Below are 14,222 nucleotides of genomic sequence, written 5' to 3'. Positions count from 1 at the left end.
GATGCACCGTATGCCACGTTGCCTCAGCTCATTCCGTCAGCGTCGACGGTTCCACATCGAGGACTTTCGCGACGTCCTCCACCGTCACCGGCCCCTGGCGCAGCACGCGCGGGTGCGCTGCGGTGAGGTCGACGATTGTCGACGCCGCCTGCTGCGCGGACGGCCCGGCATCGAGGTAGACCTCGACGCGATCGCCGAGTTGGTCGCGCGCCTGCTCGACCGTCACGGCGGCGGGCCGACCCGAGGTGTTCGCGCTCGACACCGCCATCGGCCCGACCTCGCGCAGCAGTTCGATGGCCACCGGGTGCAGCGGCATGCGCAGCATGACGGTGCCGTGGGCGTCGCCGAGATCCCACTGCAGCGACGGCGCTTGGCGCACCACCAGGCTCAGTGCCCCCGGCCAGAACGCACGGATGAGCTCACGTGCGGTGTGCGGAACGTTGTAGACCAGCCCCTCGATCGTGTGCCACGAGCCGACCAGCACGGGGACGGGCATGTCGCGTCCGCGACCCTTGGCCGCCAGCAGCGCGGCGACGGCGTCGTTGTCGAAGGCGTCGGCGCCGATGCCGTACACCGTGTCGGTGGGCATCACGATCAGCTGACCGCCCTTCAAAGCGCTGATGGCCGAGGCGATTCCGGTCGCACGTTGGGCGGCATCGGTGCAGTCGAACAGCTGCGTCATGCTCTGACCTCGTCCTGGCTGCTGTTGCGGGTTGCGGTGACGAACCGGGGCCGGCCGGCCAGGTCGCGCCGACCGGTGACCTCGGCGAATTGTCCGGTCCTGCGGAACGCGTCGACGGTGCGCACCGATGTGGTGTCGTCATGTTCGACCGCGCACCGGCCACCGTCGCGCAGCCACCGGCCTGCGAGGCCGACGATCGCGTCGATGACGGCCATGCCATCGGGCCCACCGAACAGCGCGTGCGCTGGATCATGTTCGGCCACTTCGGGTTCCAGCGCCGCTCCCTCGGGGATGTACGGCGGGTTGGCAACGACGAGATCGACGTGCCCGTCGAGTTCGGGCAGCAGCCCGGGCTCGGTCACGTCGGCGTGGATCAGTTCGACGTCGGTGCCTGCCAGGTTTCGGCGGGCGTAGTCGAGCGCGGTCTCGGAGTCGTCGACGGCGATGACGCGCGCGTCGGGCACGGTCTTGGCCAGGGCAAGCGCCAGGGCACCGGAGCCGGTACACAGGTCGACGACGACAGGTGGCTGTGACAACGGTTGCGCGACGGCCCATTCCAGCAGCGACTCGGTTTCGGGTCTGGGGATGAACACGCCGGGGCCGACGGAGACGGTGACGGGTCCGAACGCCGCGCTGCCGGTGATGTGCTGCAGCGGCACCCGATCGGCGCGGCGCGCGACGAGCCCGTGGTAGCGGTCGACGAAGGCCGCGTCGGGCCGGGTGAGCGCGAGGCGTCCGCGGTCGGTGCCCGCGGCGTGGGCGGCGAGCAGTTCGGCGTCGGCCCGCGGCGATGCGACCCCGGCCTCGGCGAGCGCCGCCTCCGCGGCGTCGATCACCTGGCGCAGCCTCATGTCGCCGCGAGCCTGGCTTGTTTGTCGGCGGCGGCCAGCGCGTCGAACAACGGGTCGAGGTCGCCGTCGAGGACCTGGTCGAGGTTGTGCGCCTTGAAGTTGATCCGGTGATCGGCGATCCGGTTCTCGGGGAAGTTGTAGGTGCGGATGCGCTCGCTGCGGTCGACGGTGCGGATCTGGCTGGCGCGGTCCGCCGACGCGTCGGCCTGGGCCTGCTCTTCGGCCAGGGCCTTCAACCGCGCGGCGAGGACCTGCAGCGCGCGCGCCTTGTTCTGCAGCTGCGAGCGTTCGTTCTGGCAGGTGACGACGATGCCGGTGGGAAGGTGGGTGATGCGTACCGCGGAGTCGGTGGTGTTGACACCCTGGCCGCCCTTGCCCGACGACCGGTAGACGTCGATACGCAGATCGGACTCGTCGATCTGGATTTCTTCGATCTCTTCGGGCTCGGGATACACCAGCACGCCCGCCGCCGAGGTGTGCACGCGGCCCTGTGATTCGGTGACGGGTACCCGCTGCACCCGGTGCACGCCGCCCTCGAACTTCATTCGCGACCACACGCCGTCGGCCGCCTCACCCTTGCTCCGGATGGACAGCGTGGCGTCCTTGTAGCCGCCGAGGTCGGAGAAGGTCTCGTCGAGCACGGTTACGCTCCAGCCGCGCCGCTCGGCGTACCGGATGTACATGCGGGCCAGGTCGGCGGCGAACAGCGCGGACTCCTCGCCGCCTTCGCCGGATTTGACCTCCAGCACGATGTCGTCGGGGTCGTGCGGGTCGCGGGGGGCCAGCAGGTCGGTCAGGTGGTTGTCGAGTTCGGTGACCGTGGCGGACAGTTCGTCGACTTCGGCGGCGAACGACGGGTCGTCGGTGGCGAGTTCGCGGGCCGCCTCGAGGTCGCCGCGGGCGGCCTCCAACTTGCGGTAGGTCGCCACAATCGGTGATAGCTGGGCAAACCGCCGGCCGACCTTGCGGGCCTGGGCCGCATCGGAGTGCAGTGCAGGGTCGGACAGCTGGCGTTCGAGGTCGGCGTGCTCGGCCAGCACGGCATCGATCGCCGTCCCGTTGTCCGTCACGTCGACGTCCTTCCCTGAAACACAGACCGGCGCCCGGCCTGGCCGCCGGGGCGGCAAGAGCGGGCGCCGGAAAGGCAGCTACTTGTCGGCTGAAGTGTTCTCGCCGGTCTTGCGCTTGCCGTAGCGCTTCTCGAAGCGGGCGACGCGGCCGCCGCTGTCGAGGATCTTCTGCTTGCCGGTGTAGAACGGGTGGCACTGCGAGCAGACCTCGACGTGGATCTGCCCGGTCTTCTTGGTGCTACGCGTGGTGAACGTGTTGCCACAGCCGCAGTGCACCGTGGTCTCGACGTAGTCAGGGTGAATACCCGTTTTCATGGCTTCCTCTTCGATCGTGGCCCGGGTCGCCCCTTCATGGATTCAATGAAGGTGGATGGCGTGAACCGGAGCCGAGGGTCGACGGTCCATTATGCCAGCTTGACCGCCAGCAGCCTAAACGCCTGCCCGGCCCTCGCTATTCCGCCGGGTAGGGACGGAACTTGCCGCCGTCGCGCCGCCACAGCGTGCGCCCCCCGGGGTCGGTGCCGCGCGCGATCAGCTCGCGCTTGAGGATCTTGTTCGTCGCGGTGCTCGGCAGGTCGTCGGCGATCCAGACGTAGCGCGGCCACGCCTTCGGCGACAGGTCGCTCTGGGCGGCCAGGAACTCCTCGAACACCTCCGGGGTGAGTTCGGCGCCGTCCTGCAGCACGACCGCGGCCATCACCTGGTCGCCGACCAGCTCGTCGGGCACCGGGTAGACCGCGACACGGTTGATGGGCGCCAGCCGCAGCAGGATGCGCTCGATCGGGGCGGTGGTCATGTTCTCGCCGTCCACGCGCATCCAGTCGGCGGTGCGGCCTGCGAGGTAGATCCAGCCCTCGGCGTCGCGGTAGGCCAGGTCTCCTGACCAGTACATGCCGTGTCGGGTGCGCTCGGCGTTGGCGGCTTCGTCGTTGTAGTAGCCCGAGAAGAAGCCGGTGCCCGAGGTGTTCACCAGTTCACCGATGGCCTCGTCGGCGTTGAGCAACGCGCCGTTGCCGTCGAACACCGCGGGCGGGCACTCTGTGACGGTGTCGCTGTTGTAGATGGCCACACCGGGAAACCCTTTGCCGACAGATCCTTTCGGTGTGTCGGGTGTGCGGGTGATGATCACGGCGTTCTCGGTGGAACCGAACCCGTCATCGACGGTCACGCCGAACCGCCGCCCGAATTCCTCGATGTCGCGGTCGGTTGCTTCGTTTCCGAACGCCACGCGCAGCGGGTTGTCGATGTCGTCGGGCCGCTGCGGAGTCGCCAGCACATAGGCCAGCGGCTTGCCGACGTAGTTCATGTAGGTGGCGCCGTGACGGCGGATGTCGGCCAGGAAACGTGACGCCGAGAACTTCGCGGGCACCATCGCCGCCCCGGCCACCAGGGCCGGCGCCCAGCCGCCGACCACGGCGTTGGAATGAAACAGCGGCATCGACAGGTAGCAGGTGTCTTGGGCGGTCAGGCCGAACTTGTCGACCAACGCGGTTCCCGCGAACAGCACCATGGCGTTGGCCACCTGCACGGCTTTGGGGTTACCGCTGGTGCCTGACGTGAAGATCATCATGAACGTGTCGTCGGGGGCGGCGTCGCGCTTGGGAGTCAAGGGCGGCGCGGACGCGCGCAGCTGCGCCCACCGGGCGTCGGCGGTGTCGAAGACGGTGACCCCCGGCAGGTCCAGGCCGTCGAGCAGATGCCGGTGCTCGGTGTCGGTGAGCAGGAACTGGCATTCGACCTTGGCGATGTCACGCGCGAGCGCCTCGCCACGGCGGGTGGTGTTGATTCCGCAGAGCACGTAGCCGCCCAGCGCCGCGGCGGCCAGTGCGGTCAGCATCTCCGGGGTATTGCCGAGCAGCACCCCGACGTGCAACGGACGGTCGGGGTCCGCCGAGCCGATCAGCGCGGCGGCCTGTGCGCTGGCGTCGGCCACATGTTCGCGCCACGTCCACGTCCGGTCGTCGTGCTTCACCGCGACGGTGTCCTGTTGGGCGCGCTCCCGAAGCAGCTGCTGGAGTGTGTCCGCCATGGTCACCTCTCGACAGTGAACAGATTTTGAATTGTGTCTACCATGTCACAATGCGGTGAGTGCCCCAGCAGGGACGCAAACGACGAGAGGGCGACCGGTGACGAGCAGCCCCGCGACCAAGAACGTCCGCGATCGGTTGATCGATGCGGCGGAAGTCTGTCTGCGCGCCAAGGGTATTCGGGCGACCACGGTGTCCGAGGTGGCTGAAGTCGCCGGGATATCACGGGGTTGGTTATACCGGCATTTCCCCGATAAAGTCACGCTGTTGGGTGCGGCGATCGTCCGGCTCAACGATGCCTACTGGTCAGAGGCACACGCGGTGCTCGAACAGGTCGAGGGGCTGGACCGTCAGATTGTGGCCGGAATCCGGCACGGCCGCAGCGCCTATGACGACCCCGGCGCCCTGTTGATGAAGCTGCGCATCGAGGAACCCGACGAGTTCGCCGCGTGTGCCGGCGCCGGTGTGCAGGGGCTGGTGCCGGACCTGGCCGAGTTCTGGTCGCGTTATCTGATCGCTGCCCGTGACAGCGGCGAGATCCACGCCGACGTCGACGTCGCCGAAGCGTCGGAATGGATTGCCCGGGTGTTGATTTCGCTGGCCACCGTGCCCGGAGACACGCTGGACCCCGGCGACGACGACGCGGTGTTGACGCACGTGCGTCGCTACGTCATGCCCGGGTTGCGGGTCGACCCCGCGTCCGTGTGATTTCGGTGTAGTTGGTCGCGCTGAGCGTGACGAACTACACCGAAATCGCTCACTCGGAGTCGGCGCCCGGGGCGGTCTTGGAGACCTGGACCAGGAACTCGTAGTTGGTCTTGGTCTTGCGCAGCTGGCTCATCAACAGGTCGATGGCCTGATGCGGGTCAAGGCCGCTCAACACGCGACGCAGCTTGTGCACGACGGCGAACTCGTCGGGACCGAGCAGCAGCTCGTCCTTGCGGGTGCCCGACGGGTTCACGTCGACGGCCGGGAAGACCCGGCGCTCGGCGATCTTGCGGTCCAGCTTGAGCTCGGCGTTGCCGGTGCCCTTGAACTCCTCGAAGATGACCGTGTCACCGGTGGAGCCGGTCTCGACCATCGCGGTGGCGATGATCGTCAGCGAGCCGCCCTCTTCGATGTTGCGGGCCGCGCCCAGGAACCGCTTCGGCGGATACAGCGCGGTCGAGTCGACACCACCGGACAGGATGCGGCCCGATGCCGGTGACGCGTTGTTGTACGCGCGGCCCAGTCGGGTGATCGAGTCCAGCAGCACGACGACGTCCTTGCCCTGCTCGACCAGGCGCTTGGCGCGCTCGATCGCGAGCTCGGCGGCCTGGGTGTGGTCTGAGGGCGGACGGTCGAAGGTCGAGGCGATCACCTCGCCCTTGACCGAGCGCTGCATGTCGGTGACCTCTTCCGGACGCTCGTCGACGAGCACCACCATCAGGTGGCATTCCGGGTTGTTCTGCGTGATCGCGTTCGCGATGTCCTGCAGGATCGTGGTCTTACCGGCCTTCGGGGGCGACACGATCAGTGCGCGCTGCCCTTTGCCGATCGGCATGATCAGGTCGATGACACGCGTGGTCAGCCGGTCGGGTGTGGTCTCCAGCCGCAGCCGCTGGTTCGGGTACAGCGGCGTGAGCTTGTTGAACTCCGGCCGCTTCTTGGCCTCGTCGACGGGCTTGCCGTTGACGGTGTCCAGCCGCACCAGCGGGTTGAACTTCTGCCGCGGATTTTGACCGCCGCCTTCACCTTCTTTGGGCACGCGCACCGCACCAGTGACCGCGTCGCCGCGGCGCAGGCCGTTCTTGCGCACCATGTTCATCGAGACGTAGACGTCGTTGGGGCCGGCGAGGTAGCCGGAGGTCCGGACGAACGCGTAGTTGTCCAGCACGTCGAGGATGCCCGCGACGGGCTGCACGACGTCGTCCTCACGGAGCTCGGTATCGCCGCCTCCGTCGCCGCCACCGCGCTCGCGGCGCCGGCGGTCCCGGAACCGGCGGCCCCGGCGGCCGCCCCGGCCGTCGCCGTCGTCGTCGGCATTGGAGCCGCCGCGGTTCTGCTGGCCGCCCTGCTGATCGCCGTCGGACCTGTCGTCGGACTTGGAGTCCGACCTGGTGTCCTGGTTGGCCTTGTTGTCCGACTTGGTGTTTTGCTTGGTGTCCTGCTTGGTGTCCTGACCGCTCTGCTCGGAGCCCGAAGGTGCACCAGCACCACGGTTGGCGCTGCGACGTTCGCGACGCTGACGCGTCGACTGCTCGTTGTCATCGCCGGAGCCGGCGTTGTCGGCCTTCTCCGCGGGCTTGTCGGCCGTCTTGTCAGCGGCCTTGTCGGGGGCCTTCTCGGTGGCTGGGGCGTCGGCGGTGGCCGGCGCCTCTTTGGCTTTGGCGGCCGGGGCGGCATCGCCGCCCGCTCGGCCGTTGGACTCGCCGCGGCGATCGCGGATCGCGGCGACGAGTTCGCTCTTCCGCATTCCCGACGCGCCGTCGATGCCGATCTCCTTGGCCAACGCGCGCAGCTCCGGCAGCACCATGCTGGACAGCGAGGCGCTGCGGTTGCCAGATGCAACACCGGCGGCTGGCGCCGCCTCCGCGGCGGACGCGCTGGCGGGCGCATCGACTGCCGCAGGGTTGTCTGAAGTCACGGTGTTCGGCGGCGCAGCGTCCTCGCTACTGCCACCAGCCGTGATGAGGTCCGTTTCAGTCACGGATGTCCTTTCTCTCCCTCGCCGTTCGAGTCATGCGGGGATTGGGTTGCGCTCAGCTGATCCGCTAAACGCTTGGGCGCCACCATTGCGTGTGCAACGGCGATTGCCGGGATTCGCCGGTATGCGACGAACCGTCAGCCCACGGGTAAATCACGGGGAAAATGAGTGGTGTCCTAGTGTCGGCGCAGGCAGAGACGCTGCGATTGCTGGACAAAAGCGAGAATAACGCGCATCGGGGCTGGAAGCAAGAAAGACACGTGTGGCTGATGTTGCAACTTAGCTCCGAACGGCCACGCCCGACGTCCAACGGACGCCGTCGCCTACAGCCATTTCACTGACGGTGAACCCGGTAGCGGCGCCTAATTCCAGGGCTTCTGCCGGCAATTCTGACTGCGTGCTCAGCGCCAGAACCGAAGGTCCAGCCCCGGAAAGCACCGCTGCCACCCCACAACGCCGCAGCGTTTGCAGGTATTCCGCGGATGCCGGCATGGCGGCGGCGCGCTGCGGTTGATGCAAGACGTCCTCGGTCGCGGTCAGCAGCAGGTCGGGCCGCTCGGTGAGCGCGACCACGAGCAGCGCGGCGCGGCTGACGTTGAACCGGGCGTCGGTGTGGTCGATCCGGTCGGGCAGCAGGACACGGGTTTCGGCGGTCGACGAGCGCTGCTGAGGAATCGCGGTGAACAGGCGGATGTCGTGGTGCAGCCGCAGCGGCACGGCGGCATAGCGCGGCGCGGGCCCGTCGTCCTCGGTCCAGGAGACCACCCCACCGCCGAGCACCGCAGCCGACGCGTTGTCGGGATGGCCCTCGAACTCCGAGGACAGTTGAACCAGCTGGTGTTCGGTCAGCGGTGTCGAACCTGCTTGGCTGACAAGGCCGTTGACGGCGGCCAGCCCGCCCACGACCGCGGCCGCAGACGAGCCCAGCCCGCGAGAGTGCGGAATGTCGTTGCGGCACCGCACGATCATGCCTGGAATCGTGACTCCGGCAGCCTGCAGACCGCGTTCGATCGCCCGCACCACCAAATGCGACGCGTCCAGCGGCACCTGGCCAGAACCTTCGCCCTCGACTTCGACGGTGAGCCCGGATGGGACTGTCTCCACAACGATCTCGTCGTACAGACCGAGCGCGACACCGAGGCTGTCGAAACCGGGGCCGAGGTTGGCACTGGACGCGGCGACCACGGCAGTGGCCGTCAACCCGGCCGGCAGCATCGGCATCACTGGAGCCTCACCTACTAGACCAGGCCGAGCTTCTCGGCCACGGCGACGGGCTCGACGGGAAGGGGTGTGACAGTCGGCATTCCCCTCAGGGCGGTGTCGGGGTCCTTGAGTCCATTACCGGTGACGGTGCACACCACCGTGGCGCCCTTGGCCACCCAGCCGTCCTCGATGGACTTGAGCAGGCCGGCAATGCTGGCCGCCGATGCGGGCTCGACGAAGACGCCTTCAGCGCGCGCCACCAGGTGATAGGCCGACAGAATCTCTTCGTCGGTGGCGGCCAGGAAGCGGCCCCCGGACTGTTCCTGGGCCTCGACCGCGGTGGTCCACGACGCGGGCGAGCCGATCCGGATCGCGGTGGCGATGGTCTCGGGGTTGCTCACCGGCGCGCCGTGCACCAGCGGGGCAGCACCGGCGGCCTGGGTGCCCAGCATCCGAGGCAACCGGTCCGCCAGGCCGTCGCGGTGGTATTCGGTGTAGCCCTTCCAGTACGCGGTGATGTTCCCGGCGTTGCCGACCGGCAGCGCGTGCACGTCGGGCGCGGTTCCCAGCGCGTCGACGATCTCGAACGCCGCGGTCTTCTGGCCCTCGATGCGGAACGGGTTGACGGAGTTGACCAGCGAGACGGTCGGGAAGTCGGCGGTGAGCTTGCGCGCCAGCTCCAGGCAGTCGTCGAAGTTGCCGTCGATCTGGATGATCTTCGCGCCGTGCATGACGGCCTGGGCGAGTTTGCCCATGGCGATCTTGCCCTGCGGAACCAGCACGGCGCAGGTGATGCCCGCGCGCGCGGCATAGGCCGCGGCCGACGCGGAGGTGTTGCCGGTGGACGCGCACAGCACGGCCTGTTGTCCGCGGGCCACCGCCTCGGTGACGGCCATCGTCATGCCGCGGTCCTTGAACGAGCCGGTCGGGTTGAGCCCCTCGACCTTGAGATGCACGGTGCAGCCGGTGTATTCAGACAGCCGCGGCGCCGGCAGCAGCGGGGTGCCGCCCTCGCGCAGCGTGATCGGGGTCCAGCTGTCCTCTACCGGAAGCCGGTCCCGGTAGGCGGCGATCAGCCCCGGCCAGGGCTGATGCACGGCCGTGGGCGATGCGCTACTCATTGGTGGTTCCTTCCATGCGGAGCACGCTGTTGATGCTCTGCACCACGTCGAGCTCGGCGAGCGCGGCGACGGTCTCCGACAGCGCCGCGTCGGTGGCCTGGTGGGTGACGACGACGATGCGGGCGCCGCACCGCTGACCACCTTCGTCGACCATCCCCTCCTGGCGGACCTCGGCGATGCTCACCTCCCGCTTGGCGAATTCCGCTGCCACCGCGGACAACACGCCTGGCAGGTCGGCGACGTTCATGTTGACGTAGTAACGGGTCGGGATGAAGCCGATCGGCGAGATCGGCAACTTGGCGTACTTGGATTCTCGGGGTCCGCGCCCGCCCTGTACGCGGTTGCGCGCGGCCATCACCAGATCACCCATTACCGCCGAGGCGGTGGGCGCCCCGCCTGCACCCTGGCCGTAGAACATCAGCTGACCGGCGGCCTCGGCCTCCACGAACACGGCGTTGAAGGCGCCGTTAACGGTGGCCAGCGGATGATCCAACGGCACCAGAGCGGGATAAACCCGGGCCGAAACCCGTTGTAGGCCTTCATCAGAGGTCAGCCGCTCGCAGATCGCCAGGAGTTTGATCGTGCAGCCGAGCGCGCGGGCCGACGCGAAGTCGGCCGGGGTGACCTTGGTGATGCCTTCGCGGTACACGTCGTCGGCGGTGACCCGGGTGTGGAAGGCGATCGAGGCGAGGATCGCGGCCTTGGCGGCCGCGTCATAGCCCTCGACGTCGGCGGTCGGGTCGGCTTCGGCGTAACCCAGCGCGCTGGCATCGGCCAGGGCGCTGTGGTAATCGGCGCCCGTGCTGCCCATCTCGGACAGGATGTAGTTGGTGGTGCCGTTGACGATGCCAGCCACCCGCAGCACGGTGTCACCGGCCAGCGACTGGGTCAGCGGACGGATGACCGGGATGGCGCCTGCCACCGCGGCCTCGAAATACAGGTCGACGTGGGCGTGCTCGGCCGCTTGGGCGAGTTCACCGGTCGACACGGCCATCAGCGCCTTGTTGGCGGTGACCACCGACTTGCGTTGTTCCAGCGCGGACAGGATGGCCTTGCGTGCGGGCTCGACCGGTCCCATCAACTCGACGACGATGTCGACGTCGTCACGGGAGACGAGTTCTTCGATGTTGTCGGTGAGCATGTCGACGGGCACACCGCGATCGTCGGCCACCCGCCGGACCCCGACGCCGCGCAGCACCAGCGGAGCACCGATGCGGGCGGCCAGATCCTCGGCGCTGTCCTCGATGATGCGGACGACTTGGCTCCCGACGTTGCCCAGCCCGAGCACCGCTACCCCGACGGGTTTGTGCTGCCTGGTCATCGTTTACCTCACTTCCAGACTCAGTAAGTCGTCGACCGTCTCCCGGCGCAGGATCAGGCGGGCCCGCCCGTCGCGCACGGCCACCACGGCGGGGCGACCGATCAGGTTGTATCGGCTCGACATCGAATAGCAATATGCGCCGGTGGCCGCCACCCCCAGCAGGTCGCCGGGCTCGATGTCGTCGGGCACCCACGTATCGCGTACCACGATATCGCCGCTCTCGCAGTGCTTTCCGACGATTCGACCGAGCGCAGGCGATGTGTCGCTGACCCGGGACACCAGCCGGGCGTCGTATTCGGCGTCGTATAGAGACGTGCGGATGTTGTCGCTCATCCCGCCGTCGACGCTGACGTAGCGGCGGTATCTGTCGGATGAGACGGCGACATCCTTGACGGTGCCGACGCGATACAGCGTGATGGTGCCGGGGCCGGCGATCGCGCGGCCGGGTTCGACGACGAGCCGGGGTGTCGGCAGCCCGACGGCCGCTGACTCGTCGCGGACGATGGCGCTGAGCTTGGCGGCGAGTTCGGCCACCGGCGGCGGGTCGTCATGCGGTAGATACGAGATACCCAGTCCCCCACCGAGGTCGACGGTGGACATCTGCGACGTCTTGTCGACACCGAATTCGGCGACCACGTCCCGCAGCAGCCCGATGACGCGGTGGGCAGCGAGCTCGAAGCCTGCGACGTCGAAGATCTGGGATCCGATGTGGCTGTGCAGGCCGACCAGTCGCAGATGGTCGGCGGCGAAGACCTTGCGCACGGCCTGCATCGCGGCCCCAGCTGCCAACGACAGGCCGAACTTCTGGTCTTCGTGTGCGGTGGAGATGAATTCGTGGGTGTGGGCTTCGACGCCGACGGTGACGCGCACCAGGACGTCTTGCACCACACCTGCGGCGCGGGCGATCTCATCGAGGCGCTCGATCTCGATCATCGAGTCCACGACTACGTGTCCAACCCCGGCCTTGACGGCAGCAGTCAGCTCGTCGACCGATTTGTTGTTGCCGTGCAACGCGATTCGTTCGGCAGGGAATCCGGCGTGCAGCGCGACGGCGAGTTCACCGCCGCTGGCGACGTCGAGCGCGAGACCTTCCTCGTCGACCCAGCGGGCGATTTCGGTGCACAAGAACGCCTTGGCGGCGTAGCGCACGTTGTCTCCCCCGCCGAAGGCCGCAGCGATCTCGCGGCAGCGGGACCGGAAGTCGTCCTCGTCGATCACGAAAACCGGAGTGCCGAACTCGGCGGCGATGTCGGTGACCGGCACGCCCGCAATCGACACCACGCCGTCGTCGCCGCGAACAGCGTTGCGCGGCCACACATTCGGCGCGAGCATCAGCACTTCGTCCAGGGACTGCGGGCGGGGCGGGGTGCCGCCGTGGTGCACCTCTTCGGCGTGCCGGGGTCCGGCGGGGTGGGCGATCACATGCGCTCCGGTGCGGTGACGCCGAGGATGCCCAGGCCGTTGGCGATGACCTGACGGGTGGCCTGGCACAGCGCCAACCGGGCGCTGTGCAACTCGTTGGGCGCTTCGTCGCCTTGAGGCAGGACGCGGCAGGAGTCGTAGAACCGGTGGTAGTCGCCGGCGAGGTCCTCGAGGTAGCGCGACACCCGATGCGGTTCACGCAGGGCCGAGGCGGTTTTCAGCACACGCGGGAACTCGCCGATGTTGCGGATCAGCGTGCCTTCCTTGTCATGGGTCAGCAGCTGCAGGTTCGAGGTGTCGGCGGCGACCCCGAGGTCGGCGGCGTTGCGCGCCAGCGCCGAGAGCCGCGCGTGCGCGTATTGCACGTAGTAGACCGGGTTTTCGTTCGAGGCCGAGGACCACAGCTCGAGGTCGATGTCGATCGGGCTGTCCACCGAGGAGCGGATCAGCGAGTAGCGGGCGGCGTCGACGCCGATGGCCTCGACCAGGTCGTCAAGGGTGATCACCGTGCCAGCCCGCTTGCTCATCCGCACCGGCTGACCCTCGCGGACCAGGTTGACCATCTGCCCGATGAGCACCTCGACGGTGGTGGGGTCGTCACCGAGGGCCGCGGCGACCGCCTTGAGCCGGGCGATGTAGCCGTGGTGGTCGGCGCCGAGCATGTAGATGCACAGGTCGAATCCGCGCTCGCGCTTGTCGAGGTAGTAGGCGATGTCGGCGGCGATGTACGCAGGGACGCCGTCGCTCTTGATGATGACGCGGTCCTTGTCGTCGCCGAAGTCGGTGGTGCGCAGCCAGACTGCGCCGTCCTTTTCGTAGACGGTGCCCGCGTCGCGAAGCCTGGCGATGGCGTGGTCGACCCGCCCGGAGGTGTGCATCGAATCTTCGTGGGTGTAGACGTCGAAGTCCGTGCCGAAGTCGTGCAGCGACTGTTTGATGTGGCTGAACATCAGGTCGACGCCGATCGCCCGGAACGTCTCGCGCATCCGGTCGTCGGGCAGGGTCAGCGCCTCGGGGTCTTTGGCGAGCACCTGTGCGGCGATGTCTTTGATGTAGTCGCCCGCGTAGCCGTCGTCGGGGGTGGGCTCACCCTTGGCGGCCGCGATCAACGAGCTGGTGAACCGGTCGATCTGGGCACCGTGGTCGTTGAAGTAATACTCGCGGGTGACGTGGGCACCCTGGGTGGACAACAGCCGGCCCAGCGTGTCGCCGACGGCGGCCCAGCGGGTGCCGCCGATATGGATCGGCCCGGTGGGGTTGGCCGAGACGAACTCGAGGTTGATCCGCTGCCCGGTGAGCGCGTCGGAGTGGCCGTAGCCGGCCCCGGCGGCCAGGACGTTGTCGATGATGGCGTTCTGAGCGGAGGCCTCCAGGCGCAGGTTGACGAACCCGGGCCCGGCGACGTCGGCAGCGGCGATGCCGTCGCGCGCGGCTAGGGCGGTGGCCAGCCAATCGGCCAGCTCACGCGGGTTGACGCCGACCTTCTTGCCGAGCTGCAGGGCAAGGTTGGTGGCGTAGTCGCCGTGGTCGGGGTTTCGCGGGCGCTCGACGGTGACGGTGGCCGGCAGCGCCGAGGCGTCCAGCCCGCGCTCGGCCAGCACCGCGGCGGTGGTGGTCTTGAGCAGCTCGGCGAGGTCAGCGGGGGTCACGAGGGTCCATCCTATGGTCTGGGGTGGTCAGCCCCCGAATCCGTTTCCCGTCCCACCGATGCGTTAGGCTGTGCGGGCCCAATCGGTGCAGCTTTTCGAGTGCGCCCCCGTAGCTCAGGGGATAGAGCGTCTGCCTCCGGAGCAGAAGGCCGCAGGTTCGAATCCTGCCGGGGGCACTCCTCAAAACCGC

Annotated in this window: 12 protein-coding genes and 1 tRNA gene; 2 read left to right on the top strand and 11 right to left on the bottom strand. The window is 68.2% G+C overall.

Annotated elements, in window-relative coordinates:
* Nucleotides 1-28: 28 nt before the first annotated feature.
* From K3U96_RS07495 to fadD1, 5 genes are all read right to left on the bottom strand, one after another.
* Nucleotides 29-682, bottom strand: coding sequence for an L-threonylcarbamoyladenylate synthase (locus K3U96_RS07495; protein ID WP_069407344.1), 654 nt, complete (start codon nt 680-682; stop codon nt 29-31).
* The gene (gene prmC, locus K3U96_RS07490) at nt 679-1,533 is read right to left on the bottom strand and encodes a peptide chain release factor N(5)-glutamine methyltransferase (RefSeq protein ID WP_220692575.1); all 855 of its coding nucleotides are present in this window, start codon (nt 1,531-1,533) and stop codon (nt 679-681) included. The genes K3U96_RS07495 and prmC overlap by 4 nt, the downstream gene beginning before the upstream one ends.
* A complete protein-coding gene (gene prfA, locus K3U96_RS07485; RefSeq protein WP_220692574.1) occupies nt 1,530-2,603 on the bottom strand; it encodes a peptide chain release factor 1 in 1,074 nt (357 codons plus the stop codon). Before prfA ends, prmC begins: the two co-directional genes overlap by 4 nt.
* Nucleotides 2,604-2,681: 78 nt before the next feature.
* The gene (gene rpmE / locus K3U96_RS07480) at nt 2,682-2,918 is read right to left on the bottom strand and encodes a 50S ribosomal protein L31 (RefSeq protein WP_220692573.1); all 237 of its coding nucleotides are present in this window, start codon (nt 2,916-2,918) and stop codon (nt 2,682-2,684) included.
* A 136-nt stretch (nt 2,919-3,054) separates the two neighbouring features.
* The gene (gene fadD1, locus K3U96_RS07475; protein WP_220692572.1) at nt 3,055-4,632 is read right to left on the bottom strand and encodes a fatty-acid--CoA ligase FadD1; all 1,578 of its coding nucleotides are present in this window, start codon (nt 4,630-4,632) and stop codon (nt 3,055-3,057) included.
* Nucleotides 4,633-4,729: 97 nt separating this feature from the next.
* Here fadD1 and K3U96_RS07470 point away from each other — a divergent pair, with 97 nt between their 5' ends.
* Nucleotides 4,730-5,338, top strand: a complete 609-nt coding sequence (locus K3U96_RS07470; protein ID WP_220692571.1) for a TetR/AcrR family transcriptional regulator — start codon at nt 4,730-4,732, stop codon at nt 5,336-5,338.
* Between the two features lie 49 nt (nt 5,339-5,387).
* Here K3U96_RS07470 and rho read toward each other — a convergent pair whose 3' ends face one another.
* From rho to argS, 6 genes are all read right to left on the bottom strand, one after another.
* Entirely contained in the window at nt 5,388-7,319 is a 1,932-nt protein-coding gene (rho, locus tag K3U96_RS07465; protein WP_220692570.1) for a transcription termination factor Rho, read from the bottom strand.
* 276 nt (nt 7,320-7,595) lie between these two features.
* The gene (gene thrB, locus K3U96_RS07460) at nt 7,596-8,537 is read right to left on the bottom strand and encodes a homoserine kinase (protein WP_275085137.1); all 942 of its coding nucleotides are present in this window, start codon (nt 8,535-8,537) and stop codon (nt 7,596-7,598) included.
* 17 nt (nt 8,538-8,554) lie between these two features.
* Nucleotides 8,555-9,640 (bottom strand): threonine synthase, encoded by a 1,086-nt coding sequence (gene thrC / locus K3U96_RS07455; RefSeq protein ID WP_069407256.1) that lies wholly within the window; start codon nt 9,638-9,640, stop codon nt 8,555-8,557.
* Nucleotides 9,633-10,961 carry a homoserine dehydrogenase gene (locus tag K3U96_RS07450; protein ID WP_069407255.1) on the bottom strand — a complete coding sequence of 443 codons (1,329 nt, stop codon included), beginning with the start codon at nt 10,959-10,961 and terminating at the stop codon, nt 9,633-9,635. The genes thrC and K3U96_RS07450 overlap by 8 nt, the downstream gene beginning before the upstream one ends.
* Nucleotides 10,962-10,964: 3 nt before the next feature.
* Nucleotides 10,965-12,383 (bottom strand): diaminopimelate decarboxylase, encoded by a 1,419-nt coding sequence (gene lysA, locus K3U96_RS07445; protein ID WP_069407254.1) that lies wholly within the window; start codon nt 12,381-12,383, stop codon nt 10,965-10,967.
* Nucleotides 12,380-14,032, bottom strand: a complete 1,653-nt coding sequence (argS, locus tag K3U96_RS07440; RefSeq protein WP_220692568.1) for an arginine--tRNA ligase — start codon at nt 14,030-14,032, stop codon at nt 12,380-12,382. The genes lysA and argS overlap by 4 nt, the downstream gene beginning before the upstream one ends.
* Nucleotides 14,033-14,135: 103 nt before the next feature.
* On the opposite strand from argS, the gene K3U96_RS07435 reads away from it, so the two are divergent.
* A tRNA-Arg gene (locus K3U96_RS07435) sits at nt 14,136-14,208 on the top strand.
* Nucleotides 14,209-14,222 lie beyond the last annotated feature (14 nt).

Source organism: Mycolicibacterium holsaticum DSM 44478 = JCM 12374 (assembly GCF_019645835.1).
In the GTDB taxonomy this organism is placed as follows: Bacteria; Actinomycetota; Actinomycetes; order Mycobacteriales; family Mycobacteriaceae; genus Mycobacterium; species Mycobacterium holsaticum.
Note: the sequence above shows the minus strand (reverse complement) of the source record. Positions and strands in the feature narration are given on the sequence as shown.

Coding starts and splice junctions, on each gene's coding strand:
- K3U96_RS07495 (WP_069407344.1), bottom strand. CDS start 682: ATGACGCAGCTGTTCGACTGCACCGATGCCGCCCAACGTGCGACCGGA.
- prmC (WP_220692575.1), bottom strand. CDS start 1,533: ATGAGGCTGCGCCAGGTGATCGACGCCGCGGAGGCGGCGCTCGCCGAG.
- rpmE (WP_220692573.1), bottom strand. CDS start 2,918: ATGAAAACGGGTATTCACCCTGACTACGTCGAGACCACGGTGCACTGC.
- fadD1 (WP_220692572.1), bottom strand. CDS start 4,632: ATGGCGGACACACTCCAGCAGCTGCTTCGGGAGCGCGCCCAACAGGAC.
- thrB (WP_275085137.1), bottom strand. CDS start 8,537: ATGCCGATGCTGCCGGCCGGGTTGACGGCCACTGCCGTGGTCGCCGCG.
- thrC (WP_069407256.1), bottom strand. CDS start 9,640: ATGAGTAGCGCATCGCCCACGGCCGTGCATCAGCCCTGGCCGGGGCTG.
- K3U96_RS07450 (WP_069407255.1), bottom strand. CDS start 10,961: ATGACCAGGCAGCACAAACCCGTCGGGGTAGCGGTGCTCGGGCTGGGC.